24 protein-coding genes and 2 pseudogenes are annotated in these 25,944 nt (G+C 65.7%); 11 read left to right on the plus strand and 15 right to left on the minus strand.

All coding sequences use genetic code 11. From position 1 onward, the window contains the following. Positions 1–9: 9 nt before the first annotated feature. On the minus strand, positions 10–1,434 hold the full coding sequence (locus tag KI794_RS10440) for a bifunctional phosphopantothenoylcysteine decarboxylase/phosphopantothenate synthase (protein ID WP_255808050.1): 1,425 nt from the start codon (positions 1,432–1,434) through the stop codon (positions 10–12). A 108-nt stretch (positions 1,435–1,542) separates the two neighbouring features. Between KI794_RS10440 and KI794_RS10445 the strand changes: the two genes are divergently transcribed. Then, entirely contained in the window at positions 1,543–2,328 is a 786-nt protein-coding gene (locus tag KI794_RS10445; RefSeq protein ID WP_255808051.1) for an NRDE family protein, read from the plus strand. Positions 2,329–2,642: 314 nt separating this feature from the next. Here KI794_RS10445 and KI794_RS10450 read toward each other — a convergent pair whose 3' ends face one another. Together KI794_RS10450 and KI794_RS10455 are read right to left on the minus strand one after the other, a co-directional pair. Next, the gene (locus KI794_RS10450) at positions 2,643–3,815 is read right to left on the minus strand and encodes a methyltransferase domain-containing protein (RefSeq protein ID WP_255808052.1); all 1,173 of its coding nucleotides are present in this window, start codon (positions 3,813–3,815) and stop codon (positions 2,643–2,645) included. Positions 3,816–3,830: 15 nt separating this feature from the next. After that, positions 3,831–4,550 carry a ferritin-like fold-containing protein gene (locus KI794_RS10455; protein ID WP_119284194.1) on the minus strand — a complete coding sequence of 240 codons (720 nt, stop codon included), beginning with the start codon at positions 4,548–4,550 and terminating at the stop codon, positions 3,831–3,833. 197 nt (positions 4,551–4,747) lie between these two features. Here KI794_RS10455 and KI794_RS10460 point away from each other — a divergent pair. Together KI794_RS10460 and KI794_RS10465 are read left to right on the plus strand one after the other, a co-directional pair. Next, positions 4,748–6,346, plus strand: a pseudogene (locus tag KI794_RS10460) (DEAD/DEAH box helicase). A 75-nt stretch (positions 6,347–6,421) separates the two neighbouring features. Further along, positions 6,422–7,174 carry an alpha/beta fold hydrolase gene (locus KI794_RS10465; protein ID WP_255808053.1) on the plus strand — a complete coding sequence of 251 codons (753 nt, stop codon included), beginning with the start codon at positions 6,422–6,424 and terminating at the stop codon, positions 7,172–7,174. Between the two features lie 255 nt (positions 7,175–7,429). Here KI794_RS10465 and KI794_RS10470 read toward each other — a convergent pair whose 3' ends face one another. From KI794_RS10470 to KI794_RS10480, 3 genes and pseudogenes are all read right to left on the minus strand, one after another. Beyond that, the gene (locus KI794_RS10470) at positions 7,430–7,837 is read right to left on the minus strand and encodes a hypothetical protein (RefSeq protein WP_255809805.1); all 408 of its coding nucleotides are present in this window, start codon (positions 7,835–7,837) and stop codon (positions 7,430–7,432) included. Positions 7,838–8,015: 178 nt separating this feature from the next. Next, positions 8,016–8,231: pseudogene (locus KI794_RS10475) on the minus strand (PHP domain-containing protein); the annotation flags it as partial. Positions 8,232–8,356: 125 nt separating this feature from the next. Then, positions 8,357–9,109, minus strand: a complete 753-nt coding sequence (locus KI794_RS10480) for an SDR family NAD(P)-dependent oxidoreductase (protein WP_255808054.1) — start codon at positions 9,107–9,109, stop codon at positions 8,357–8,359. Between the two features lie 113 nt (positions 9,110–9,222). Here KI794_RS10480 and KI794_RS10485 point away from each other — a divergent pair, with 113 nt between their 5' ends. Further along, entirely contained in the window at positions 9,223–10,596 is a 1,374-nt protein-coding gene (locus KI794_RS10485) for an aminopeptidase P family protein (protein ID WP_255808055.1), read from the plus strand. Between the two features lie 174 nt (positions 10,597–10,770). Continuing rightward, positions 10,771–11,385: a flavodoxin family protein gene (locus tag KI794_RS10490; protein WP_255808056.1), complete on the plus strand. Its 615-nt coding sequence runs from the start codon at positions 10,771–10,773 to the stop codon at positions 11,383–11,385. 42 nt (positions 11,386–11,427) lie between these two features. On the opposite strand, the gene KI794_RS10495 is transcribed toward KI794_RS10490, so the two are convergent. Then, complete coding sequence (locus tag KI794_RS10495; RefSeq protein WP_119284201.1) at positions 11,428–11,916, minus strand: general stress protein; 489 nt, start codon at positions 11,914–11,916, stop codon at positions 11,428–11,430. A gap of 115 nt (positions 11,917–12,031) precedes the next feature. Between KI794_RS10495 and KI794_RS10500 the strand changes: the two genes are divergently transcribed. The 3 genes from KI794_RS10500 to KI794_RS10510 are packed head-to-tail and all read left to right on the plus strand — an operon-like array spanning position 12,032 to position 15,001. Further along, positions 12,032–13,291, plus strand: coding sequence for a magnesium transporter MgtE N-terminal domain-containing protein (locus tag KI794_RS10500; RefSeq protein WP_255808057.1), 1,260 nt, complete (start codon positions 12,032–12,034; stop codon positions 13,289–13,291). Next, positions 13,288–13,839 (plus strand): DUF1003 domain-containing protein, encoded by a 552-nt coding sequence (locus tag KI794_RS10505; protein WP_119284203.1) that lies wholly within the window; start codon positions 13,288–13,290, stop codon positions 13,837–13,839. Before KI794_RS10500 ends, KI794_RS10505 begins: the two co-directional genes overlap by 4 nt. Continuing rightward, entirely contained in the window at positions 13,832–15,001 is a 1,170-nt protein-coding gene (locus KI794_RS10510; protein WP_255808058.1) for an Mrp/NBP35 family ATP-binding protein, read from the plus strand. Before KI794_RS10505 ends, KI794_RS10510 begins: the two co-directional genes overlap by 8 nt. Positions 15,002–15,008: 7 nt before the next feature. Here KI794_RS10510 and KI794_RS10515 read toward each other — a convergent pair whose 3' ends face one another. Next, positions 15,009–15,386, minus strand: a complete 378-nt coding sequence (locus KI794_RS10515) for a twin-arginine translocase TatA/TatE family subunit (RefSeq protein ID WP_119284204.1) — start codon at positions 15,384–15,386, stop codon at positions 15,009–15,011. 169 nt (positions 15,387–15,555) lie between these two features. On the opposite strand from KI794_RS10515, the gene KI794_RS10520 reads away from it, so the two are divergent. Further along, positions 15,556–16,188, plus strand: coding sequence for an O-methyltransferase (locus KI794_RS10520; protein WP_255808059.1), 633 nt, complete (start codon positions 15,556–15,558; stop codon positions 16,186–16,188). 397 nt (positions 16,189–16,585) lie between these two features. On the opposite strand, the gene KI794_RS10525 is transcribed toward KI794_RS10520, so the two are convergent. From KI794_RS10525 to KI794_RS10555, 7 genes are all read right to left on the minus strand, one after another. Continuing rightward, positions 16,586–16,756, minus strand: a complete 171-nt coding sequence (locus KI794_RS10525) for a DUF3117 domain-containing protein (protein ID WP_083506522.1) — start codon at positions 16,754–16,756, stop codon at positions 16,586–16,588. Positions 16,757–16,903: 147 nt separating this feature from the next. Then, the gene (gene argJ / locus KI794_RS10530) at positions 16,904–18,064 is read right to left on the minus strand and encodes a bifunctional glutamate N-acetyltransferase/amino-acid acetyltransferase ArgJ (RefSeq protein WP_255808060.1); all 1,161 of its coding nucleotides are present in this window, start codon (positions 18,062–18,064) and stop codon (positions 16,904–16,906) included. Positions 18,065–18,088: 24 nt separating this feature from the next. Beyond that, positions 18,089–19,573 carry an NAD-dependent succinate-semialdehyde dehydrogenase gene (locus KI794_RS10535; RefSeq protein WP_255808061.1) on the minus strand — a complete coding sequence of 495 codons (1,485 nt, stop codon included), beginning with the start codon at positions 19,571–19,573 and terminating at the stop codon, positions 18,089–18,091. Positions 19,574–19,662: 89 nt separating this feature from the next. Then, positions 19,663–20,490 (minus strand): amino acid ABC transporter ATP-binding protein, encoded by an 828-nt coding sequence (locus KI794_RS10540; RefSeq protein WP_304941390.1) that lies wholly within the window; start codon positions 20,488–20,490, stop codon positions 19,663–19,665. Further along, on the minus strand, positions 20,487–21,398 hold the full coding sequence (locus KI794_RS10545; RefSeq protein ID WP_119284209.1) for an amino acid ABC transporter permease: 912 nt from the start codon (positions 21,396–21,398) through the stop codon (positions 20,487–20,489). Before KI794_RS10545 ends, KI794_RS10540 begins: the two co-directional genes overlap by 4 nt. 8 nt (positions 21,399–21,406) lie before the next feature. Next, positions 21,407–22,309 (minus strand): ABC transporter substrate-binding protein, encoded by a 903-nt coding sequence (locus KI794_RS10550; RefSeq protein WP_255808062.1) that lies wholly within the window; start codon positions 22,307–22,309, stop codon positions 21,407–21,409. A gap of 284 nt (positions 22,310–22,593) precedes the next feature. Then, the gene (locus KI794_RS10555; RefSeq protein ID WP_255808063.1) at positions 22,594–23,292 is read right to left on the minus strand and encodes a GntR family transcriptional regulator; all 699 of its coding nucleotides are present in this window, start codon (positions 23,290–23,292) and stop codon (positions 22,594–22,596) included. Positions 23,293–23,325: 33 nt separating this feature from the next. Here KI794_RS10555 and lhgO point away from each other — a divergent pair, with 33 nt between their 5' ends. Further along, positions 23,326–24,549 carry an L-2-hydroxyglutarate oxidase gene (lhgO, locus tag KI794_RS10560; RefSeq protein WP_255808064.1) on the plus strand — a complete coding sequence of 408 codons (1,224 nt, stop codon included), beginning with the start codon at positions 23,326–23,328 and terminating at the stop codon, positions 24,547–24,549. A 53-nt stretch (positions 24,550–24,602) separates the two neighbouring features. Continuing rightward, entirely contained in the window at positions 24,603–25,835 is a 1,233-nt protein-coding gene (rocD, locus tag KI794_RS10565; RefSeq protein WP_119284213.1) for an ornithine--oxo-acid transaminase, read from the plus strand. The last annotated feature ends 109 nt before the right edge of the window (positions 25,836–25,944 follow it).

A 25,944-nucleotide genomic window follows, 5' to 3' on the forward strand; every position in this document is an offset into this window, starting at 1 on the left:
GTGAGCCTGCTAGTTCACCAGCGGGCTCTCGGCGAAGTCGAGTTCATCGCGAACCGCGTCGAGCAGCGCATCCGCAACCTCTCGCTTCGAGCCAGCGATAGCGGCAACGACATCGCCGTCCATGTCAAGCACCCGGACGTCGTTCTCCTCGGCTTCGAAGCCCTCTTTCCAGCCGACGGCGTTCACGGCGAGCAGGTCGACGCCCTTCCGCGCGAGCTTGCGCCGCCCGCGCTCGAGCAATTCGTCTTCGCTTTCGACGGTCTCGGCGGCGAACCCGACGATAACCTGATCGCCCTGGCGCTCGCGCACCAGGCTCACGAGAATGTCAGGGTTCTCGACAAGCGCGAGCGTTGGCGCGCCACCACCCGAGTCCTCTTTGCGAATCTTGTGATCGGCGATGTCGGCGACCCGATAGTCGGCGACCGCCGCCGCCATGATCACGACGCGTGCTCCCTTCGCTGCGGCGTGCGCGGTCGAATCGAGCTCAGCCGTTGTGCCAACTGGTACGACGCGAACCGCGGGGTCGCTCGCGACCTCGGCGAGCACGCTCGTGTCGATGTTCGCGGCGAGCAGCACAACTTCAGCACCCCGATCGGCCGCCGCTGCAGCAATAGCTATCCCCTGCTTGCCGCTCGACCGGTTGCCGAGATAGCGCACTGGGTCGATCGGTTCGCGTGTGCCTCCTGCTGTTACGAGGACCCGCACCCCGGCAAGGTCACCGCGCTCCCGAGCGACAGAGTCCACGGCACCCGTTGCTGTCCGCTCGTCGTCACGCTCTACCGCAGGCATCGCCTCAGTCACCTGTGCTGCCCAGCTCGGAGGCGCGGGTGGGCTCACGCGATCCTGATCTGTGGGCTCAGGCACCGCGGCAGGCTCGTCGGCGGGCGACGCCAGCTCGCCCGCCCCGCCGTCGCCGAGCAGCCGCTGGACGTGTTCGAAAATGTCGGCGGGCTCGCTCATACGGCCGGGGCCGCTGTCGTTGCCAGTGAGTCTGCCGTTCTCAGGACCGACGAAGGAAACACCGCGTGCCCGCAGAATCGCAACGTTGTCTTGCGTGGCTGGGTGCTGCCACATCTCCGTGTGCATCGCGGGCGCAACGACAACCGGTGCCCGCGTCGCGAGCAGCGTAGTTCCCAGCAGGTCGTCGGCGAGGCCCGCCGTCATTCGTGCCAGCGTGTTCGCGGTTGCAGGCGCGACAACAATGAGGTCGGCGTTCTGCCCGAGCGCGACGTGCCGCACCTCGGGGACGTCTTCGTGGACTGACGTCGTCACTGGGTTCCTGCTGATCGCTTCCCAGGTGGGCTGGCCGACAAAGCGCAGCGCGTCCACCGTCGGCACGACATGCACCTCGTGGCCAGCTTCGACGAGTAGCCGGGCGAGGGCGACGGCCTTGTACGCGGCGATCCCGCCGCTGACTCCAAGCACAATGTTCACGCCTCAATACTTGCACTGATTGCTCGGTTTCCGCAGAGACGCTGCGTCGCTCGTCCGCGGGACCTCGCTGCCAGCGTGCAGCTGCGAGGCGCCACTACACTCGAGAACATGTGTACCGTCGTGATCGAGGTCCCCGCAGACGAGTCCGCGCCGACGAGGGTGCTTGCCGTGCGTGATGAGGATCCGAACCGCCCGTGGGATCCCCCAGGCGAATGGTGGCCAGCCAAACACCCCGGGACACTCGGTGTGCGCGACCGCCGGGCCAACGGCGCGTGGCTCGCTGTCGCGCCCGACCGGGGCAGGCTCGCCGTGATGGTCAACCGCGCTGCAGAGATGGCAGAGCCAGCAGGCGGCTTCACCTCGCGGGGCGGCCTCGTACTTGACTCGGTCGCCGGCGGCGCGCTCGTCGACCCGCCAACCGCCGCCCCGTTCTCACTCGTCGAGGTCGCCGGGTCGGCATCGTTCGTGTCGGCGTGGGACGGCCTCACGCTGCGACGCAATCGCCTCACCCCCGGCATACATATGCTCGCGCACCATGACGTTGACGATCCCCGCTCCGAGCGGATCGCTCGCTGGCTGCCGGAGTTCCGGGCTCTGGCAGGGGCCCCCGAGGCCGAGTGGCGCGAGTTGTGGCTTGGGCTGCTCGCCCGCACAGCAGAGCTGTCACCGAGCGACGATGAGGCGATCGTGCGCGACAACCGGCCGCTCGGTTACCCGACGCTATCCCTGCTGGCGTGCATCGCTGAGGTGTCGCCGGGTGTTGATCGCGGTGGTGTTGGTTCCCGGGGGGCTGGGGACACTGGTGCTGGGGACGCTGGTGCTCTCGTGGATCTCCGCTGGGCGCCATTCACCGAGCCGGGCAGCTGGGGCACCCCAGAGTTCGCGACAGCGTAACCACTCGGCGCGCCGCCGAGACCCGTTGCGCACATCGTTCCCTCCTGCACACACAAAGCTGCGCGGTGGTTGGGTGTGCGCTCACCAGAAAGATGTGCCGGGCACACCGAGCGGGCACTCCTGGCTATACGTCAGACCCACCAAAGAGTAGGTTCCCCGCAAGAGGATCCCTATCCACGCGCAGATAACGGGTCGTCTCGCGAGAAACCTACTCTGTCGAGGGGCTGGGGCTGGGGCTGGGCCGAGCCAGCGCGGGGCGGGCCCAGGGCGGGCAGGGGCCGAGCGGGCCCAGGGCGGGCAGGCGCCCAGGGGACCTACGGGCGGCGCTCGAGCAGCACCGCGACTTCAAGGTGGCCTGTGTGCGGGAACATGTCGAACAGGCGCGCCTCGCGCACTGCGTATGACTGCATGCGCTCGAGGTCTTTCGCGAGAGTTTCCGGGTTGCAGCTCGAGTAGATAACGCCCGGGATCCCAGACCTTTCGAGCCAGTCGGCAAGGGTGTCACCGATCCCGCGGCGGGGCGGGTTCACCACGACGAGCTCGGGCAACTCTGCGGGGTCTGCGGCGAGCGCGAATTCGGTCGCGTCACCGGCGAGGAACGTGGCGGGGATGCCGGCTTCGGTCGCGCTGCGCTCGGCAGAGCGAATCGCCTGCTCGCTGAGTTCGACGCCGAGCACGTCACGCCGGGTGCCCGACGCTGAGCGCGCCGTGAACAAGGTGAAGCCGCCGACACCGCAGTACAGGTCCCAGAGCGACGCGGGCTCGATCGCATCGACCCATGCAGCTGCCTGCTCGTACAGTGCGAGCGCGACGCGAGTGTTCGTCTGAAAGAAGCTTTGCGGCCGGAGGTACAGCGTCACGGGCGTCAGCCCCTCGCCAAGCTCCATTGCGAGCGCGGAGCCGACGAGCGGCTCCTCCCGCTCCCCCTCAAGCACGGCCTTGTGCTCGGGCAACAGGTTGACTGAGATCACCGCTGCCTGGGGCAGCAGCTCTCGCAGCCAGTCAACGCGGGAGCGAATCACCCCGAGGCCGTGCTCACTTCGCACGACGAAACGAACCATCAGCTCACCAGCGGGGCTCACCGTGACGTGCACGTACTTCAGCTCTCCTCGCCGACGCGGCACCGAGTACGGCTCGATGCCCGAGGCGTTCACGAAGTCGGCGAGGAAAGGGATCACAGCCTGAATGTCGGGCTCGTGAATCAGACACTCAGTGAGGTCAACGCCGGCGCCGCCGCGGTCGAGGATCCCGAGGGTCACGGCGCCTGAGACCCCACCTACGGCGAGCTTCGCGCGGTTGCGGAAGCCCGCGACCCCGCCAGAGACGGGTGCGAGCCAGGCGGCAGCGGGAACCGCGGGAAGCAGCTCGGCGCAGCGCTCCTGTTTCGTGCGCAGCTGGGCGTCAATCGGGGTTTCGATGAAGGTGCACGAACGACACACCCCAGCCTCGAAGTAGCGGCAGTGGGGCGGCGCGGCGAGGTCTTGCACTGGCAGCACCATGGGCTAGGCGGTGAGGCCGAGCCCGTCCATGCGGCGAATGTGGTCGGCGATGAGCTCGGTGAACACGGGCTCCACCTCGCTCTCGACGAACTCGCGCTTCTCGCTGAGGTTCAGCACGGCACGCGATACGAGGAGGGTGTCACCGACGAGTCGTCGTCCCCAGAGCGCGAGCCAGCTTGACAGCTTCGGGTCGTCTTCGAGCGCCTGCTCAAGCAAGCCTTTCAGCGCCGCGCGGCCCTCGCCGCCCGTGAGCACGGCGATCGCCTCGGTGCGGTAGGAGTCTTTGAGACCAGTCGCGAGGCTCGCGAAAAAGTCATCAAATAGACCGCCGACGAGGTACAGCGACAGCACGTGCTGATGCCAGTCGTCGGTGTCGATGCGCTCAACATAGTCGTCGATGACCTTCGTGAAGGGGCGCATGACGACGTGGGGCTCGGAACCGCGGCGGCGAATCTCGTCGGCGAGACGCTGCTGTTTCGACAGCGTCTCCCCCGCAACCCTCGCAAGCGTTTCTTTCGCTTCGAGTGTCGCGGCGCCTGAGACGCCGCGGGTCGCTGCTTCGTACAGCTCGAGCTGCAGGTAGGCGGTGAGGCCAAGAAAGGGCATGATTCCGGGCGCAAACTCGGCAAGGTCGACGCGCTCGGCTGCCGATTCGCTTGCGTGCGAGAGCGCCGTCTTAGAGGGCGCCTGCTTCTTGCGCAATCCCCGGATCCAGTCAAACACGGTGCCTAGCTTACCTCCGCTACGGAGCGACGCGGGAATACCGTGCATAGAAATAGCACAGTCTGAATCACGCAGATGTCGCATTGCCCCATAGACTGATGGGACACGTATTTTTCTCCGTCGCCGCTGGAGTGTCGGAGGCTGCGCCCTGTCTCACGCGCAGCAATGCACAATCGAACACAGAACAGGACACAGGCGTGACCACATTTGTAGAACTCGGAATCGACCAAGACATTGTCGATGCGCTCACCGAAAAGGGCATCTCGCAGGCCTTCCCCATTCAGGAGCAGACGATTCCCCTCGCCATCACTGGCCAGGACATCATCGGCCAGGCGAAGACTGGAACGGGCAAGACCTTCGGCTTCGGCCCTCCCGCTGCTGCAGCGGCTCGGCGCGAACCCAGAGCCCGGAGTGCAGGCGCTCGTCGTCGTGCCGACTCGCGAGCTCGCGATGCAGGTCTTCGAGGACCTCGAGCTCGCCACGAAGAACCGTGCGACTACTGTCGTGCCGATCTACGGCGGCAAGGCGTACGAGGGGCAGATCGAGCAGCTGAAGGCGGGCGCCCAGGTCGTTGTCGGTACCCCGGCCCGCCTCCTCGACCTCGCGAGCCAGCGCGTGCTCGATCTCGGCAAGGTCCGCGAGATGGTGCTCCGATGAGGCAGACAAGATGCTCGACCTCGGCTTCCTCGCCGACATCGAGAAGCTGTTCTCGAAGACTCCGGCGAACCGCCACACAATGCTGTTCTCCGGCGACCATGCCAGGCATCATCGTGTCGCTCGCGCGCCGCTTCATGTCGAACCCGATCCACATCCGCGCGACTGACCCCGACGAGGGCGCAGCGCAGGCGAACATTCAACACATCATCTACCGCGCGCACTCGCTCGACAAGGATGAGGTCATCGGCCGCATCCTGCAGGCGGAGGACCGCGGCAAGACTGTCATCTTCATGCGCACGAAGCGCGCGGCTGCCCGCCTGCAGGAGGAGCTCACGGACCGCGGCTTCAGCGCCGCAGCCGTGCACGGCGACCTCAATCAGGATCAGCGCGAGCGCGCGATGGCCGCGTTCAAGTCGGGCAAGAAGGATGTGCTCATCGCGACCGAGGTCGCGGCTCGCGGCATCGATGTTGACGACGTGACACACGTCATCAACCACACGGTACCCGACGACGAGAAGGCGTACCTGCACCGCGTCGGGCGCACAGGCCGCGCGGGCCGCACAGGCATCGCCGTGACGTTTGTCGACTGGGACGACATGCACAAGTGGGCGCTCATCAACAAGGCGCTCGAGTTCGGCATCGCCGAGCCCGTCGAGACCTACTCGTCCTCGCCGCACCTGTTCACTGACCTGAACATTCCCGAGGGCTCGAAGGGTCGCCTCAAGGCGACGCCCGTGAAGGAGACCGCTCCCCGCGGCGAGCGCACCCGCTCGCGCACGTCGGGTGCTCGTTCGGCGGGATCAGGATCAGGATCGCGCTCGGAGTCGGACGCCGCAGGCGAGGGCGGCTCTAAGCGAACACGCCGCCGCACACGCAGCGCGAACCCGCAGGGTCCAGGCCGACACGAGTCGCACGGTCACGAGCAGCACGGTCATGACGCCGACGGCGGCAGCGAGCCCGGCGCCCCGGCGCCCGAGAGCACCGGCACTGACGGGGAGGGCGCACCGCGTCGCCGCCGCCGTCGGGGCGGTCGTGGCCGCGGCAACGGGGCCGGCGCCTCCACAGAGGGTGCGCGGACCGAGGGGACGCAGGCAGCCGACAGCGGCGCTTCGGCTCCCGCGGAGGCTCCCGCCGCGTAGTCCGCCCGACGGCTGAGACGTCACGGTTCGAAACATCCATTGGTGCTCATGCCCGCAACGTTTACGCTTGCGGGCATGAGCATTGATTTTCCCGCCCTGCCCGATACCGTTTCAGTCGACCGCGTCAAGGTTGCGCCCGAGGTCGAGCTGCGCGTACTCCGGGCCGGCTCAGGTTCGCCAGTCGTCTTCGTCCCCGGGTGGAACTTCTCAGCCGAGGTGTTCGTGCACCAGCTCACTGGGCTCGCAGGCGCCCACGAGGTCATCGCTGTCGACCCGCGAGGGCACGGTGAGTCGAGTAAGCCGCTCACGGGCAACAGCTTCCCGCAGCGCGGCCGTGACCTCGCCGCCCTGCTCACAGCACTAGATCTCAGGGGCGTCACCCTCGCGGGCTGGTCGTTCGGCGTACTCGACGTGCTCTCGGCGCTCGAGGTCGACGGGGTGAACGACCGCGTCGCTCGACTCATCCTCATTGACGAGCCGCCGCGCGTCCCCTTCGACCCCGCGAATGCCGCCGAGTGGGGCGAGGCCGCGCTCAACCACGACGGGCTCCCTGCCTACGTGAAGTTCCTCTCAACAGATCGTCAGGGCTTCCTTGAGTACATCGCGGCAGACGCGCTTGGCGTCGCGGCGGAAGATGCAGCGGCCGAGCCCGCTGTCGGGAAGCTCATCGCCGACGGCGCCCGGACGCCGAGCACATCGCGATCATCACCGGCGTCGAGGGGCTCGCAACCGACCTGTCGGCCCCAGCTGCCGCGTTTGACAGTTCAGGCAAGCCGCTGCTGTTTCTCGCGCAGGATGCCTGGGCCGACGACGCGCGCCGGTGGGTGAACGCGAACCTCCCGCACGCCGAGTTCGCAAACGATCCAGTGCACGCGGGCTTTCTGACGGAGCCCGACGCGTTCAACGCGCGGGTGCGGGAGTTCTTGGCGGGCTAGCTGGACTGCGAGGGCCCCAGCAGGCGGGAGCCCGATCCTGATCCTTATCCGCTAACGCGGCGTATGCACAACGGCGCGGATGAGCTCAACAGTCTCGGCAGGGGTCGTACGCTCCCCGAGGCGGTTCGGTTTGCCGGTGCCGTGGTAGTCACTCGCCCCCGGTGACGGTGAGCCCGAGTTCGTCGGCGGCTTCCCGCAGCGGCGGGAGCCAGTCCTCCCGGTTCTCGGGGTGGTTTGAGTTCGATCCCCTTGAGGCCTGCGCGCTCGAATTGCCCGCACCGCGTCGGGAGGTGTCGGCGTGCGCTGCCGCTCGGCGACGGGATGCGCGAGCACCGGAAAAACCGCCCGCCGAGCGTACGAGCCTGATCGCGTCAAGCGTGTCGAGCGCGTACGTCGGCACGTAATACTTCGAGCGGGGGTGGAGCACGTCAGCGAACGCCGCGCGGCGGTCGACAAAATAGCCTGCGGCGACGAGGGCGTCGGCGATGTGCGGGCGACCAACTGTCGTCGCTTCGAACTCGCCGAGGACGTCGTCCCAGGTGAGCCTGTAGTCCATTGGCGATAAGCTCGACCATCTCTCGCGCCCGGCCGAGCCTCGCTTCTCGCACCGTGGCGAGGGCTGCGAAGAGCTCCCCCGCAGCCGGGTCGATGCCGTACCCGAGCAGGTGGCGCGACTTCCACTCATACTTCGTGGTGACCTCGATGCCTGGCAGGAAGTCGATTCCGGCAGCGGTTGCTGCCGCGCGCGCTTCGTCCCACCCGTCAATCGTGTCGTGGTCGGTGAGCGAGAACCCTGCGAGCCCGAGGGCAGCGGCCTCGGCGGCGATCTCAGCGGGCCTCGTTGTGCCGTCGGAGATGAGGGAGTGCGTGTGCAGGTCGTAGCCCGCGCTACCAGTCCATTCCCTCAGTCTACGAGTCTGGGGCGAGGTCAGCGAACGGAGGGCGGCCACGCGCTACCTCGGCGCCAGAAATGACCTGCGGCCGCGCCCTCGGAACGGCGAGCACGACCCGCCCCGGAGGGCGGACGGGAGATCCGGCGCGGCCCCAGTCGTTCCCGCGCCGGATCCAGATCCCGTTACGGCGCCGTGTAGCCGCCGTCGACGAGGTGGTAACTGCCAGTCACGAACGAGGCAGCGTCGCTCGCGAGGAACGCGACCATGTGCGCGATCTCCTCTGCGCGGCCGAGCCTGCCCATCGGATGCTTCGCGATGAGCGCCGCGCGGGCGTCGGCGTCGGCGTTCTTCAACAGCGGGGTATCGACGTAGCCCGGTCCGACCGAGTTCACGCGGACGCCCAGCGCCGCGTTCTCAAGCGCCGCGGTCTTCGTGAGCCCGACAACTGCGTGCTTGCTCGCGACGTACGCCGGCGATCCAGCACTGCCGACGCTGCCGAGGATCGAGGCGATGTTCACGACTGCCCCGCCGCCGTGCTGCGCCATGTGCGCGACCTGCGCGCGCGTGCCGCGGAACACCGCTGACAGGTTGATGTCGATCACGCGCTGCCAGTCGGCGTCGCTGTAGGTCGACGTCGGGCCCACCGCGCCACCGATGCCCGCATTGTTCACGCCGATCTTCAACGGGGCGAGCGCCTCCGCCGCGCGCACGGTCTCGTCGATCACGTCGACGGCGCCGGCATCGCCGACAACAGCGACGGCCTCGCCGCCCGCACCAGTGATCTCGGCGACAACGGCCTCGGCGGCGGTCGCATCGAGATCCTGCACGACGACCTTCGCGCCGTTCGCGGCGAGCAGCAGCGCGACGGCGCGGCCGATCCCTGATCCTGCTCCGGTAACAATCGCCGAGCGATCGGCGACTTCGTACTGTGCCATGTGTGTGGTCCTTTCCACGCGGGAACCGCCCGGCCGGATGCCAGGGCCCTCGTCCCAACCGTACGCCTCGATTCGATGCGCACGCACCCAGCTGGAAGTGGGAGGATGGGAGGATGACCGAGAATACGACCGCCACGCACGAGGCGGAGATCGACAACAGCAACCGGAGCACGACGCCCCAGTCGGAAACGTTCCTCAACTACATCTCGTCGAGCTGGGCCGACCGCGTCGACGAGCTCCCCGCCGAGCTTGCAGTCGCGAAGTTCGCGGCGGATCGCCGCAAGGCCCTCGCCGCCGAGTTCCCCGGCAAGCGCCTCGTCATCGCGGCCGGCGCCCTCAAGCAGCGCTCGAACGACACCTTCTACCCGTACCGCCCGCACAGTGCATTCGCGCACCTCACCGGGTGGGGTTCGGAGTCTGAGCCTGGTGCGATCCTCGTGATCGACGCGTCGGGCGAGACCACCCTCTACTTCCAGGAGCGCGCTGGCCGCGACTCAGATGAGTTCTTCGCGAACCCAGAGATCGGCGAGTTCTGGATCGGGCCGCGCCCGTCACTCGCGCAGGTCGCAGCGCTGCTCGGCGTGCAGACCGCACACCTCGCGGAGTTCCAGGCAGCCGACGGCGACGTCACTCTCGACGACGCCGAGCTCGGCCGCGCGACGAGCGAACTGCGCCTCGTGAAGGACTCGTACGAGCTCGCCGAGATGCAGGCCGCCGTCGACTCGACGCAGCGCGGCTTCAACGAGGTCCTCGCGGCACTCGGCGACGCAAGCGCGCATCCCCGCGGCGAACGCGTCATCGAGGGCGTGTTCAACCATCGTGCGCGCCTCGACGGCAACGAGGTCGGGTACGAGACGATCGCAGCGGCGGGCGCGCACGCGTGCACGCTGCACTGGATCCGCAACGACGGCGCCGTGCGCGAGGGCGACCTGCTCCTCCTTGACGCCGGCGTCGAACTCGACAGCCTGTACACGGCAGACATCACCCGCACTATCCCGATCTCGGGTACCTTCACCGAGCCGCAGCGGCGCGTCTACGAGGCAGTCCTCGAGGCTGCCGACGCCGCACGGGCGATCGTGAAGCCTGGCATCCGTTTCGGCGACGTGCACGACGCGGCGATGGCTGTCATTGAGCGTGTCACCCGCGAGTGGGGTCTCCTCCCCGAGGCTGACGGCACGCCATACCACCGCCGCTACATGGTGCACGGCACAAGCCACCACCTCGGTCTCGACGTGCACGACTGCGCACAGGCAAAGCGAGAGATGTACCTCGACGGCGTGCTCGAGCCAGGCATGGTCTTCACGATCGAGCCTGGCCTGTACTTCCAGCCTGATGACCTCACCGTGCCAGAGGAGCTCCGTGGGATCGGCATCCGTATCGAGGACGACATCGTTGTCACCGAGGACGGCTGCGTGAACCTTTCGGCGAACATCCCGCGCACGGCTGACGACGTCGAGGCGTGGGTGCAGGGCGCGCGCACGGCCTAGCACCTCCGTCGAGTACCGAGAACGGGCCCCCGGGTCCTGAGAGGATTCGGGGGCCCGTTCCTGCTGTAACGCGAATCGCGCTTCCCCGCAAGGGGGTGGTCGGCCTCGGGGCCCATGCGTAGCGTGAGAACACGTCGTGGACACACGCCGTCGGACTCACGAAGGGAAGCCATCATGACCGAAAAGATTCACATTCTCATCCTCAACGGCACGCTCAAGGCCGGCAGCGAGACTTCCAGCACCGAGGCGCTCGCACAAGAGCTCAGCAAGGAGTTCCCGAGCGAGACGAGCACCGTCGAAACGGTCCGCCTCGTCGATCTGTCAATCCTTCCGGGCATCTCCGACGATCTCGGAGACGGCGACGCCTGGCCGGCGCTCCGACAGCGCATCCTTGAAGCCGATGTCGTCGTGTTCGCGACGCCGACGTGGCTCGGCCAGATGACGAGCGTCATGCGCCGGGCGCTCGAGCGGCTGAACGCCGACATTTCGACGCGCGACGACCACGGGAGGCCGCTCTTCGCCGGCAAGGTCGCCGCCGCGCTCGTCGTCGGCAACGAGGATGGCGCACACCGCATCGTGGCGGATCTGCTGCAGGCCGCGAACGACCTGGCGTTCTCGGTACCGGCGAACGCGTGCACGTACTGGAACGGGCGCGCAATGGAGCAGGTGAACTTCGTCGACCTCACGGAGACGCCGGAGCCCGTCGCGGCAGCCAATCGGGGGCTTGCCGCGAACGCGCTCCACCTGGCGCGGCTGTTGCGGGCGCACCCCTACCCGGCGGCGGAGTAGCGCGCAGGCTGCGGCGCGCAGGTTCGGCGGTTGAGCTAGCGGCTACTCGCCTCCGAGCACGCGGCGCGCCTCGTGGAGCAGCTCTGGCTCAGTCACCAGGTCGTACCGGGTCGCAACCATCTGCATGATCGACGAGAAGTCTCTGCGGTTGCGGTTCATGGCATAGGAGAGCAGACCGAACAGCATGCCGAATCCCGCGCCGATGACGATCGCCGAGAGGAATACTCCCCCGATGCCAGCGTTGTCTGGCTGGAAGATGAAGAGCAGCAGGCCGAGGAACAGGCCGAGGTAGGCGCCAGACAGCGCACCCATCCAGGCCACCTTGCCGTAGCTCAGGCGGCCAGTGACGCGCTCGACGCTCCGTAGATCGTTCCCGAGGATCGACACCCGCTGCACGGGGAAGCCGCTTCGAGCAAGCACGTCAACAGCGTGCTTCGCGTCCTCGTACCGGTCGTAGGTCGAGACGATCTCGCCCTTCGGGATCTCGGGCTGGATTGGTGCGCGCGAATTGGGGAAACCGGGGCTGCTCATAGCTCGATTCTGACACAGCAATCGCAAAGACGCGTGCTTTCTTTCCGCGGCATCCCACGGGCGTGTCTCGCGATTCCTCCAGGTGAAAGTGCCCGCCGACCGGTACCGTAGTGGTGTGAGTAGTTCGCGGGTGTTTGTCGGCCGCCTTGCCGGTCGGGGCGTGTTTGATCCCGTCGGTGACCAGATCGGCAAAGTTCGCGATGTCCTCGTCGTGTACCGCGCTCAAGCGGCGCCGCGAGTGGTGGGACTGATCGTCGAGATTCCGGGCAAGCGCCGGGTGTTCGTGCCGATCAGTCGGGTAACTTCCATCGCGTCTGGGCAGGTCATCACGACCGGGCTCATCAACATCCGCCGATTCGAGCAGCGGCGAGGCGAAACGCGCATGATCGCGGAGATGATCGGCATGCGTGTCGACCTTGCTGCGTCAGAGGGCGGCGCTCCTGCACGGGCGACAGTCGAAGACGCGGCCATCGAGCGCACCAGAGCAGGCGAATGGATCGTCTCCGAGCTCTTCGTTCGGCTGCCCAAGGCCGGTGCAGGCTTCGGCCGTGGGCCAGCCCGCACCGTGCACTGGTCGCAGGTCGAGCGGCCGAGCGAAGACACCGGACCGCAGTCGGCAGAGCTCCTGGTTCAGACGCTCGTCGACCTCAAGCCAGCAGACCTCGCCGCAACCCTGCTCGAGCTCCCCAAGGCGCGCATGGTGCCCGTGCTTGACGAGCTCGCTGACGACCGCGTCGCCGACGCGCTCGAGGAAATGAGCGAGACGGACCAGATCGAGATCCTCGCCCTCATCCCTGCGGCGCGCACCGCTGACGTGCTCGACCGCATGGAACCAGACGATGCTGCAGACCTCATCTCGGCCCTGCCTGCGGCGCAGGGCGAAGAGCTCCTTGACCTCATGGAGCCTGAAGAGGCAGAGGACGTGCGACGGCTTCTCGAGTACGAGTTCGATACGGCTGGTGGCCTCATGAGCCCCACCCCGATCGTGCTCGCGGCGGAAGCGAGCGTTGCCGAGGGCCTCGCGATGATCCGGCGCGCGGAGATTCCGCCGGCCATGGCCTCCGCGGTTTATGTGACCCACCCACCGTACGAGACGCCGAGCGGCGAATACCTCGGCATGGTGCATTTCCAGCGCATGCTTCGGTTCCCGCCGCACGAGCGGCTCAGCGCGCTGCTCGACGCCGAGATTGAGGCTGTGCCCGTGACTGCGAGCGCGGCCGAGGTCTCCCGTCGTCTCGCGAGCTACGACCTCGTCGCGCTCCCTGTCGTCGACGATCAGGATCGGCTTGTCGGCGTCGTCACCGTCGACGACGTGCTCGATCACCTCCTGCCTGACGACTGGCGCCACGCGGACTCCGAGGAGGGTCGCGCATGAGCCCCTTTAAGCGCCGCTCTGATCTCGCGGCACCACGCACTGGCCGAGCAGCCCGAGGCCCCGCCGGCAACCGCATCGACGGCAACGAACGCTTCGGCAGGTGGACCGAAGGCATCGCCCGCGGAATGGGAACGCCCTGGTTTCTCCTTGCGCTCACCTTGTTCTGCGTGCTCTGGCTCGCATGGAACTCGTTGGGCCCCGAGCACCTCCGGTTCGACTCCCCCTCGCTCGGCTTTACAGCCCTCACCCTCATTCTGTCGCTGCAGGCGTCGTACGCGGCTCCGATGATCCTGCTCGCGCAGAACCGACAGGACGACCGCGACAGGGTGCAAATCGAGCAGGATCGCAAGCAGGCCGAACGCAACCTCGCCGACACCGAGTTCCTCGCCCGAGAGGTTGTCGCACTGCGGTTGTCAATCAAAGACCTGCCAGACCGCGAGTTTCTCAGGCAAGAGCTTCGCGCACTGCTCGCCGAGCTCGAGAGTGAGCCTGACACCCCGCACACGCCCGAGGCCGACGACACTGAGAACGAGTCACGCAGTGAGTGAGCATAACCGCACCGAGGTCGAACAACGTCTCTGGGACTCGCTCTCCCGCGTCAACGATCCCGAGATTCATCGCCCGATCACCGAGCTTGGGATGGTCGGTGAGCTTCGCGTCGACGAGGCCGGCACCGCAGACGTGCCGCTCAAGCTGACGATCGCCGGCTGCCCAGCGGCCCAGCGGATTGAGCGAGACGTTCGTGAGGCAACGCTCGGGACTTCTGGAGTCACCGACGCACGAGTCGATGTGAGCGTCATGAATCCCGCCGAGCGACAGGCATTCGTCGAGACGGTTCGTGGCCCAGCTCGGCCAGTGCAGTTCGGGCCGGACTCACTCACCCGAGTCATCGCCGTCACAAGCGGGAAGGGCGGCGTGGGCAAGTCGTCGCTAACCGCATCTCTCGCGGTCGCGCTCGCCAGGCAAGGCCTCTCGGTCGGACTCATCGACGCTGACGTGTTCGGCTTCTCGATTCCTGGGATCCTCGGACTCAGCCGCGACGGCGTCACCGAGCAGCCAACCCGCGTTGGCGAGATGATCCTGCCGCCCGAAGCGCACGGGGTAAAGGTGATCTCCATCGGAATGTTCCTCGGAGACGCCGACCCGCGATCGACGGCGGTCTCCTGGCGCGGCCCCATGTTGCATCGCACGATCGAACAGTTCCTGCGCGACGTCTGGTTTGGCGACCTCGACGTGCTCCTGCTCGACCTTCCCCCGGGCACCGGTGACGTCGCGATCAGCGTCGGTCAGCTCCTACCGCAAGCCGAAGTACTCGTCGTGACGACCCCACAAGAAGCCGCGGCCGACGTTGCCGTACGCAGCGCGCTCGTGGCGAGGCAAACCGGCCAGCGAGTCATCGGCGTTATCGAGAACATGTCCGGCCTCGCCCAGCCCGACGGCACCGTGCTCGAGCTGTTCGGCACCGGCGGCGGGGCGGCGGTCGTCGACAGGCTCAACACCTCTGAGAGCGCTGCGGGCCAGCAGCCAGTCAAGCTGCTCGGAAGCGTGCCGCTCAGCCCGGACTTCCGCGAGGGCGGCGACACCGGCTTGCCCGCAGTGCTGCAACGCCCCGAGGACCCGGCCGCCGCCGCAGTCATCGCGATTGCCGAGCAGCTCGCGGCGCAGGGTCGTGGACTTGCGGGCAGGTCACTCGGAGTGACGCCGCGTTAGTCTCGGCTCAGGTCGCTTCGTCATCAAAGCGGACAGTGACGGGGCCTTCCGCTGAGATCCCCTGGCGCGCACGCCTGGCGGCAGCGAGCTCGTCAAGTCGCTCCCGCCGCTCGGCCTGCCGCGCCTCGCGTTCGTCTTCAACAAGCGCGTCGCGGATGATCCTGCGGGGGTCGTATTGGCGAGGATCGAGCTGCTTCCAGTCGACATCCTCGAATTCGGGCCCCATCTCGTCCTTCAGCCGATCCTTTGCCCCGTCTGCCGCCCGCTTCACAGCGCGAACAAAGTCGCTGAACTTTTTTGCGTACTCGGGCAGCCGCGTCGGGCCAATTACGAACAGCGCGATCACCAAGATGATGAGGATCTTCGAAAAGCTCAGGCTGTCCATTCCCATATCGTAGCGAGAACACGGCGGCAATCTCGACTTGCCAGCTGCGTGCCTCAGCCCCACCAGAACTCTCACAGCCGGAACACGAACGAGAACGGCGAGCCAGCGCCGAAATCTCGCCGGGCAGCCCTATCCTGAACAGGCAGAACGACGGAGGACAGAGGAACACGTGAGCAAGCTCGAGCGCAACTGGCAGTACACGGAGCAGTATCCCAGTGAAACTGACACACTCGTGCGCGCCCGGCGGGTATCACTCGAACTCGGCATCGAGCCCGTCTCGCGCGCCGTCTCGGCCGAACTCTCCGCCCTTGCGGTGCTCTCGGGCGCCAAGGCAATTTGCGAGATCGGCACTGGAGTCGGGGTGAGCGGGCTGTCGCTGCTGCGGCACCGGCCAGACGCGATCCTCACATCGATTGAGATTGAGCCCGAGCACCTTCGCGAAGCGCGTTCGCTCTTCACGGAGGCAGGCATTCCCGCATCCCGCGCCCGCCTCGTCGAGGGAGACGCGCGCCACGTCATGCCCCGGCTGAACCTTGCCGCGTACGACATCGTGCTACTCGACGCCGAGCAGTCCCAGCTCCTTGATTACTTCGAACACGCACTGGGCATCGTCCGCCCCGGTGGCGCCATTGTTGTGCCGAGCGCGCTCGCACACGGCCGCGTTGCTGACCCTGCGGCGCGCGATGAGTCCACGCAGGCGCTGCGTGACCTGCTCGCGGTTGTCGCAGAGTCTGACGCCATCGCTGCGTCGCTCGCCCCCACAGGCGACGGCTTGCTCACAGTCGTGCGCCTCGACGGCTAGTTCGTTACCTACGCCCTGCGTGCCACTGACTGGTTGTGTGCACTTCTGAGTGCAGGCCCCAGACAATGAACCCTGCTAACTGTGCCTGACCCGGCGCCACAACTCATGGGATCTGCGGAATCAATGCCCGACCCACGCCGCAGACACATACCAACTGCAGATCCCAGAGATACTGACGGCAGCCGGGACGAAGCCGCAGCCCCTGGTGGCCGGACACAGCGCCACAACCCATGGAATCTGCGGAATCAATGCCCGGCCCACGCCGCTGACACATACCAACTGCAGATCCCAGAGATACTGACAGCAACCGGACTACTGAAACCACGGAGAGGTTTAAGCTCGGCGCACAAAAAATGAGGGCCCCGAGGGGCCCTCATTCTGCGTGTGCGAACGGCGGTTAGTCGCCGAGCACTCCCGCAAGTACATCGCGAAGCTCGGCGGCCTCTTCGTCATTGACTGACACCACCAGACGGCCACCGCCTTCAAGGGGAACACGCACCACGATGACGCGGCTTTCGCGCACCGCTTCCATGGGCCCGTCTCCGGTCCTTGGTTTCATTGCCGCCATGACGCCTCCTCGCATGTTTGGTCTTTCCCCTCTATTATCTCTCGCGAAGCCGGGTCGCGGAAATCCTTTGAGGCTTTTATGCAAAGGAGTGTCACAATACGGCTGTGGAATGCGTACAATATTGGCCCCATTGTCACGAACGAACCACTAGCTTGCGTAGGCGCTGTTCCCGCGCACGTAGTCAACAGTGAGATCGTTTGTGCGAATCCGCGCGCTTGAGTCGCCCGCGTGAAGCTCTATGAGCACCTCGGTGCGCTTCGGCGAGAGGTCGCACTCCGAGACTGGCCGGTCTGGCCCTCCTGCGCTGCACAATCGAACACCGTTGAAGCTCACATCAACGACGTACGGATCGAAGCTCGCCTGCGTGACGCCGATTGCCGCAAGCACCCGCCCCCAGTTGGGATCATCCCCCGCAATCGCCGCTTTGAAGAGGTTGTTTCGAGCAAGCGCTCGCCCGACCTCCTCGGCGTCTGATTCGCTCTCGGCGCCCTCCACAAAGATGTGAATGTTGTGGCCCGCCCCCTCCGCATCGACCTGCAACTGTTCGGCGATGTCATCGCAGACTGCGAGCAGCCCGGCGGAGAACTCGGCCTCGCTCGGCGACACCCCACTTGCACCCGAGGCAAACGCCGTGACCTGATCGTTCGTCGACATGCAGCCATCTGAATCAAGTCTGTTGAACGTCGCAGAGACTGCAGCGCGCAGTGCGCGATCGAGCACGGCGTTCGAGACACAGGCATCGGTCGTAATCACCACGAGCATCGTCGCGAGTCCCGGTGCGAGCATACCTGCGCCTTTGCCCATGGCCCCAATGCGCCAGCCCGCGCCTGTGTGGGTCGCCGTCTTGGATACCGAGTCGGTGGTGAGGATCGCCGTCGGTGCCGACTCATCCGTGGCCGCGAGAGCTTCACACGCGAGCGGCACACCGCCGAGCACACTCGACCTGAATTCTTCGCCGCCCGAACCGATGAGCCCTGTCGAACACACAAGTACATCGGTGGCATTGATGCCGGATATCTCGGCGGCAACCGCGGCGGCAGAGAGCTCTACGGTCTCGTATCCGTATTCGCCGGTGAAGCAGTTTGCTCCGCCGGAGTTGAGGAGCACCGCGCGGGGTGTGCCGCCTGCGGCAATCACACTTCTGCTCCACCGAATCGGATGCGCCTGCGCGCGGTTCCGCGTGAACACGACGGCGCAGCCGGGCTGGGGCCCATCGTTCACGACAAGAGCGAGATCAGGCTTTCCGGAGGACTTGATGCCGGCTGTAACGCCCGCAGAGCGAAACCCGAGCGGGTATGTGACCGACATGAGCGGCCCCTTTCGTGGTTGTGCCTAGCCGAGCAGCGTGGTCGCGGGCGAGTCGAGATTGAATTGTTTGAGCGTCTGGAAATCCTGCATACCCTCGACGCCACCCTCCTTGCCGTAACCGGAGTAGCCAATTCCGCCGAACGGACTCGAAGCATCTGCGACGAGACCCTTGTTGATCCCGAGCACGCCGACCTCGAGCGCGTGGGCAACGCCAAACGCCCGATCGATATCCTGGGAAAAAACGTAACCGGCGAGCCCGAATGGAGTGTTGTTCGCCTTGACGATTGCTTCCGCGTCGGTGCCGAAGGTGTCGACAACTGCGATCGGTGCGAAAATCTCTGCCGAGGCGATCTTCGCCGCCTCAGGCACGTTCGTGAGCACTGCTGGGTTCATAAAGAAGCCGTCGCCCAAGGGCTGTGGCGCCGCACACGCGTCATCTGCCCCGAGCTCGAGCGCTCCAGCAACGAGCCCAAGTACCTGCTCGCGCGCTTGGCCGCTGATGAGCGGGCCGAGGTCGACGCCTTCTGCGAACCCCGAGCCGACGGTGAGGGCGTTCAGTCGCTTCGAGAGCTCGGCGGTGAACTCCCCCGCGATCCCTTCCTGCACGAGGAATCGGTTTGCCGCGACGCAGGCCTGGCCACCGTTACGAATCTTCGACATCACAGCGCTGTTCACCGCGCGCTCGAGGTCTGCGTCGTTGAACACGAGGAACGGCGCATCGCCGCCAAGCTCAAGCGACAGCTTCTGCACGTGCTGCGCCGACTGCTCGATGAGCATCGAGCCGACGCGGGTCGAACCTGTGAAGGACACCTTCTTCAAGCGGGCATCGCTCATGAGCTTGCGCGACCAACCCGACGAGTCTGAGGTTGTCACGACCTGGAACGCCTCAGGTGGCACGCCCGCCTCGAGCAGCACGTCTCCGAGCAGCAGCGAGCTCAGCGGGGTTGCCTCGGCTGGCTTCAGGATCACCGAACAGCCTGCGGCGAGCGCCGCGGCTGCTTTGCGGGCGCCCATTGCGAGCGGGAAGTTCCAGGGGGTGATGAGTAGCGCGATCCCAACAGGCTGACGGGTGACTATGAGTCGCGCTCCCCCGGCCGGCGCCTCGCGATATCCGCCGTAGGAACGTACGGCCTCCTCCGAGTACCACCGCAAGTAGTCCGCTGAGAAGCGCACCTCCGCGCGAGACTCGTCGATTGGCTTTCCCATTTCACGGGTCATCGTGGCTGCGATTGTTTCGATGCGCTCAACAAGGATTTCGGCGGCGCGCAAGAGCACGTTTGACCGTGCACGGGCGCTTCGGCCGCTCCAGGCTGTCAGCCCGCGACCGGCGACCTCAAGACAGTGGCCTGCCAGCTCCGTCGGGACATTTGCAACCTGGGTGAAGGCCGCTCCAGTCGCAGGGTCAACCACGTCGAAGCGTTCGAGGCTCGTGCCGTCGACCCCGGGGATGCGCGGGCCGCTCTCAAAGGATGCAAGGAACGCGTCGTGGGCTTGGAGGATTGTCTGCATTGGATTCTCGGTTCTCTGGTGAAGCTGTCGGTGGCGGTGTCGCGAGGCGCCCAATCCGCCGGGCGCCTCGCACAGTGAGCGGGGCCCGCTCAGTCGCCGAGTGGGAGGATGTCGCCTGGCGCGCTCGCCGGCGAAACGTCAGCAGCGCCCTCGCGCACGGAGCGAAGGAATGATTTGGTGCGCTCATGCTGCGGGTTGCCGAACACAGCCTCGGGAGCGCCAGTCTCGACGATGTACCCGTCTGCCATGAAGACGACGCGGTCTGCCACCTCGCGGGCGAAGGTCATCTCGTGCGTCACGACAACCATCGTCATGCCTTCGGCGGCAAGCTGCTTCATCACATCGAGTACCTCGCCAACGAGCTCAGGATCGAGCGCGCTTGTCGGCTCGTCAAACAGCATGATGCTCGGCCGCATCGCGAGCGCGCGGGCGATGGCGACGCGCTGCTGCTGGCCGCCCGACAGCTGCGACGGGTAGGCGTCAGCCTTTTCGGGAAGCCCGACCCGGGCGAGAAGTTCGCGGGCGTGTGCCTCGCTCGCAGTCCGGTCGGCCCGCTTGACCTTGAGTGGGGCCAGCATGATGTTCTCAAGTACGGTCTTGTGCGGAAACAGGTTGAAGCGCTGGAACACCATGCCAACCTGCTCACGGTGCTTCGCGATTTGCTTCTCGCTGAGCTCATACAGCGTGTTCCCGTCGCGGCGGTAGCCAGAGAGTTCGTCGTTAACTGTCAGGAGCCCGTCGTCGATACGCTCAAGGTTGTTGATGCAGCGCAGAAACGTCGATTTGCCAGAGCCCGACGGCCCGAGAAGCACAACAACCTCCCCTTTGCCGACCGACATATTGATGTGTTTGAGCACGTGGTTGTCGCCGAAGCGCTTGCTGACGCCCTCGGCCTGGATCACAGTTTCGATGCTCATCGTGTTACTCCAAAGGTGTTCTTCAGCCAGCGTTTCTTCATGCTGGGTGCTGCCTGCGCCGCGTAGCCGCGGTTCATGCGACGCTCAAGCCAGCTCTGCAGGAACGTCAGCACGGTCGTCATAAACAGGTACCAAATCGAGGCGGTGAACAGCAGCTCGATAACTTTGTAGTTCAGTGTGTAGATGCGGAAGGCACCGTTCAGCAGTTCGGAGACCGAAATCGTGTACGCGAGCGCGGACGTCTTGAGCATCGCAATCAACTGGTTGCCTGCGGGCGGGAGGATAACCCTCAGCGCCTGAGGCAAGACGACCGAGAGCATCACGCGACGCTTGCGCATGCCGAGCGCGAGTGCGGCCTCGGCCTGACCTTTATCAACTGCGAGCAGGCCAGCCCGGACAATCTCGGACATGTACGAGCCTTCGTTGATGCCGAGGGCGAGGATCGCGGCGAGAAACGGCGTCATGATCGTGTTCGTGCTCACGGACCAGAGCCCAAAGAATGAGACCGTCGGGATGACGAGTGCAATGTTGAACCAGATCAGCAACTGCACGAGCACGGGGGTGCCGCGGAACAGCCAGGTGTAAAAGCCCGCCGCGCCAGAGAGCACGCGGTTGTTTGATTCGCGCAGGAGCGCGGTGACCACTCCGAGCACCAGCCCAACAAGCATCGAGATGACAGTAAGCTCAAGCGTCGTCACGACGCCGCTCAAGATCTGAGGGTCGAAGAGATACTTCGCGGTGACTGTGTAGTCGATGTCAGCAAAGATGAACGCTGCGACAACGCCGGCAGCGACGAGCAGCACGATGACTGCTGCAATCGCGGAGCCGACGCTCTTATGCCCCACGACCTTGAAGAGCTGCTCCCCCTCTCCGGGGAGCGAGATCGTCATTGTGTTCGGAGTGGCCATGGTGACGCCTATCGTGCGTTGTTGATGAGTGACTCGTCGAGCGCGAGGTCGCTGACGCCCCACTCTTCGAGGATCTTCTCGTAGCTGCCGTCGGCAATGATCGCGTTCATTGCTTCAAGGAGCACGTCGCGGAGTTCAGCGTCTGCTTTGTTGAGCATGATGCCGTAGACGCTGTCACCGACGGTGAGGCCTGGAATAAGCTCGACGGCTCCCTCGGCCTGCGAGACGGCGTAGCTGCCGACTGCGCCGAGGATGACGCTCGCGTCGACTCCGCCCTGGCGGATCTGGAGGATGCCTGCCTGATCGCTGTCGAGCATCTGGATGTTGATGGCCTGGTCGCCGTTTGCAACGCAGTCGGCGCTGAGTTCCTCGACCTGAGTGACCTGGATCGTGCCCCGGGTACCTGCGACCTTCTTGCCGCACAGGTCGTCAAGCGACGTGAACTCGCCCACGCGATCGGGTGAGGTGATGAACCCCGACGCTGCCTTGAGGTAAGTGACGTAGTCGTACACCTCTGCACGCTCGTCGGTGTAGGTCATTGACGCGAGCAGCGCGTCGTAGCGCTTCGACTGAATACCGCTGAGTGCAGCCTCAGTCTTCACGTCCTGCCAGTCAAACGGCACGCCAATCTGTTCGCTCAATGCGCTCGCAATGTCGACGTCGATGCCTTTGACTGTCTTACCGTCTTCCTGCAGCCATTCGAAGGGCGCGTAGGTGAGGTCACCCGCGTTGACGATCTTGCCCGCGTCTTTGATGCGGTCGGGCAGCTTGGCGTACAGGGGCGCGTCGGTGTTCACCTCGGCCGCGTCCTCGGCGCCGCTCGCGGCGTCGCTCCCCTGCGCGCAACCGGTAAGCATCAGGACTGCACTTCCCACGAGCCAAGCGGCGAGCGCTCCACGCTTGAGGTTCATATAACCCTCCTTTGGGTATTAGAAAAACTAGGGTCTTGGCGAGCTGGGGTCGGCGCACAACCGGGCCTTGGCAGCCGCTCGGGAATCACAATACACAGGTTGCACGTTGCATGCAACTTACCTTAAGCTTCGATTGCTCACCCCATTGAGCGCCCCCTTGGGCCACCAAACTCGCCGTCAGGAGACAGCATGAACACGCACCAGCGGAGCCCCCGCCCCGCGTGCTTCACGCGACCCGTTCGACCCCTCTCCCTCGGTTTCGGGGCGCTAGGCCTCCCGAAGAACTACAGCCAGGCCAGCTGCTCAGCGACCCACTCGGGGCCGTGCTCGGGGTCTCCCCCGGCCTCCTGGGCGATGAGCAACTGCGCGGTGTTCTTAATGTGGCGCCGCATTTCCGCAGAGGCTGTCTCCGCGTCCTGCCGCTCGATAGCGTCAACGAGCCCCGCGTGGTCATCGACAAGCTCACGCCCCGTTCGAGCAGTCGACGTCGTTCCCACGCCGCGGGTCAGCACGAGGTTTCGCAGGTCGAGCAGCAATCCCTGTAGCCGCCCGTTCCCGGAGGCCGCAGCGATCGAGATGTGGAGGTCGCGGTCAAGCACAAGCAGCTCCTCGGCATCGTCGGTCGCCTCCCCCATTGCCTCGAAGCAAGCCAGAATCCCGCGCAACTGCTCATCGGTGCGAGTGCGGGCAGCCTGCCCAGCAGCCGGCACCTCCAGCATGAGGCGTAGCTGGAACACCTCAAGGAGATCCTCGAGCGTGGTCGCGAGAATCGTCGCACCGCGGTTCTTCTCGATCCTGACCATGCCCGCCTGCTCAAGCTGCAGCAGCGCGTCGCGGATGGGCGTGCGTGAGACGCCGATGCGCTCGGCGAGCTGTACGGCAGACACCATAGTCCCGGGCTCCAGTCGGCCGCTCGTGATCTCAGAGCGGATCTGCTCCATCGCCCGGCGAGCCAAACTGTCTTGTTTCGAGAGCTTTTCCACACCCCCACTATGACACTTCTGAAAGAGGAACGTATGCACACACGACGCATTGCAGTCATCGGAGGCGGCATCATCGGCGCCTCCGTCGCCGCCCAGTTGACGACACGCAATGACGCAAACTCCGTTGTCTTGTATGAGAAGGAGTCGGCCCCCGGCACCCACCAGACCGGACACAACAGTGGCGTCGTACACGCCGGCCTCTACTACCAGCCGGGAAGCCTGAAGGCCCGTCTCACTCGGCGCGGCGTTGAGCTGCTCCACGCGTACAGCGAGTCGCGCGGAATCCGCTACGACGAGTGCGGCAAACTCGTCGTGGCGCACACCGAGAAGCAACTCGGTCAGCTCGACGCGATCCTCGACAAAGCACGGGCGAACGGCGTGCCTAGGATTGCGATCATCGGCGAAGACGCGATGCACGAGATCGAGCCGCACTGCGTCGGTCGGGCCGCGATCCATTCCCCGCACACCGCGATCGTCGATTATCCGGGGGTCACGCGCGCGCTCCTCGAAGACGTGCGTGCCGCTGGCGGCGAAGTTCGCCTCGGCACATCGGTCTCGCGCATCACACAGCAGGGCTCCGAGCAAATCGTGCACACCTCGGGCGGCAGCCAGGCGTTCGACTACGTGATCGCCTGCAACGGCCTGCAGTCAGACAGGCTCGCGAAGCGCTCCGGGGCGGGCAAGTACCCGGCGATCGTGCCCTTCTCGGGCGACTACTACAAGCTCAGGCCCGAGAGCGCGAAGCTCGTGAACGGGCTGCTCTACCCAGTGCCAGACCCTGACTATCCGTTTCTTGGTGTGCACCTCACCCGCACTGTCGACGATGAGGTCACCGTCGGCCCCAACGCGTTCCTCTCGTTCGCGCGAGAGCATTACCACCGCTTCGGTTTCAACGTCCGTGACGCAATCCAGATCGCGTCCTCTGGAGCATTTTGGCGGTTCGCGGGCGGCAACTTCGCGGAGGCGATCAACCAACTCCGCACCGCGAACAAGCGGTCATTCCTCGCAGGAGCCCAGGAGTTTATCCCCGAACTCGCTTCCGAGGATCTCACCCCCGGGCTGCGAGGCGTCCGAGCGCAGGCCATGAACGAAGACGGCACGCTTGAAGACGACTTCGTGATCCAGCGCGTCAACAATGCGGTGTTCGTGCGAAACGCGCCTTCCCCCGCCGCGACCTCAGCGATGGCAATTGCCGAGCACATCATCGAGGAGATTCTCGCAGAGGATCGCCTAGTAGAGCCCCTGCGCGGCGCCTAACTGGTGCCACCGTCAACACTTTCCCGAACCACCAGACTCGAAGGAGAACCCGAATGACCGAAACCACTCCCCAGACTGCGACCGAGGTCGCCATCGCCCAGACCGAGCGCGCCGCAGCCTCGAACTATGCACCTGTGCCGCTCGTGCTCACTGAGGGTGATGGGGCGACAGTCACCGACATCGAGGGCACTACCTATCTCGACTTCCTCGGCGGATTCTCGACGATGCTCTTCGGTCACCGACCGCCGCGCATCACTGCGGCAGCTCACGCACAGCTCGACAGGCTGACGCTCACCGCCCGTGCTTTCTATAACGATGAGCTCGCCGCATGCGTCACGGAACTCACCGAGCTCGCCGGCTTCGAGCGGGTACTCCTCATGAACACTGGGGCCGAAGCAATCGAGACCGCTCTGAAGTGCGCCCGCAAGTGGGCGCACGAAACCCGCGATCTCGCGGCGGACGAGGGCGTCGTCATCACGTTCTCGCGCAACTTCCATGGCCGCACCACGACGATCATCTCGGGCTCCGACGATCCTGTCGCACGCGAGGGCTATGGGCCGTACACTCCTGGCTTCGTGACGGTTCCGTTCGGCGACATGGCCGCGGTGCGCGAGGTTGCGGCGTCGTCTCCAGTCGTCGCCGTACTCATCGAGCCGGTACAGGGCGAGGCTGGCGTGATCCTCCCTCCCGAGGGCTTCCTCGCAGAGCTTCGCGCTTTCACTGCCGAGAATGACATCGTGTTCATCGCCGACGAGGTGCAGTCGGGCATGGGGCGCACGGGCAAGCTGTTCGCCACGGAACACTTCGGTGTGCGACCTGACCTCATCGCTGTCGGCAAGGTGCTGAGCGGCGGCATCCTGCCGGTCTCGGCCGTGCTTGGCGACAGCAAGTTTCTTGGTGTGTTCACTCCGGGCAGCCATGGCTCGACCTTTGGCGGCAGCCCGTTTGCGTGCGCAGTGACTCGCAGTGTCGTCGCAGAGCTACGCGATCCCGACTTTCTCCCCGGTGTCGTCGCGCTCGGCGCAGTCCTCTCGGCCGCATTGGCGGAGCTCTCGGAGTTGCCGGAGGTGACCGCGGTGCGCTCGATCGGCTTGTGGGCGGGCGTCGACATCGACCCCGAGTTTGCGCCCGCGAAGGCAGTCGCCGAGGCGCTCCGCGACCGTGGCGTGCTGGTGAAGGACACGCAGAGCAAGACACTTCGCATGGCGCCGCCCGCGGTCGCGACCGAGGCTGAGATTCGGGGGGCCATCCGGCTGCTCGGCGACGCGATCGTCTCTCTCCGCTAACCCAAGATTTCTTGTGGGCACAAAATCCCGCGGGAATTTGGTGCCCACAAGAATAATCAGGGTGGAATTGACGGGCAGCGCACCCGGCAGCCAGGCACGCAGGCCGCAG

The organism is Leucobacter aridicollis (assembly GCF_024399335.1).
Taxonomy (GTDB): Bacteria; Actinomycetota; Actinomycetes; order Actinomycetales; family Microbacteriaceae; genus Leucobacter; species Leucobacter aridicollis_A.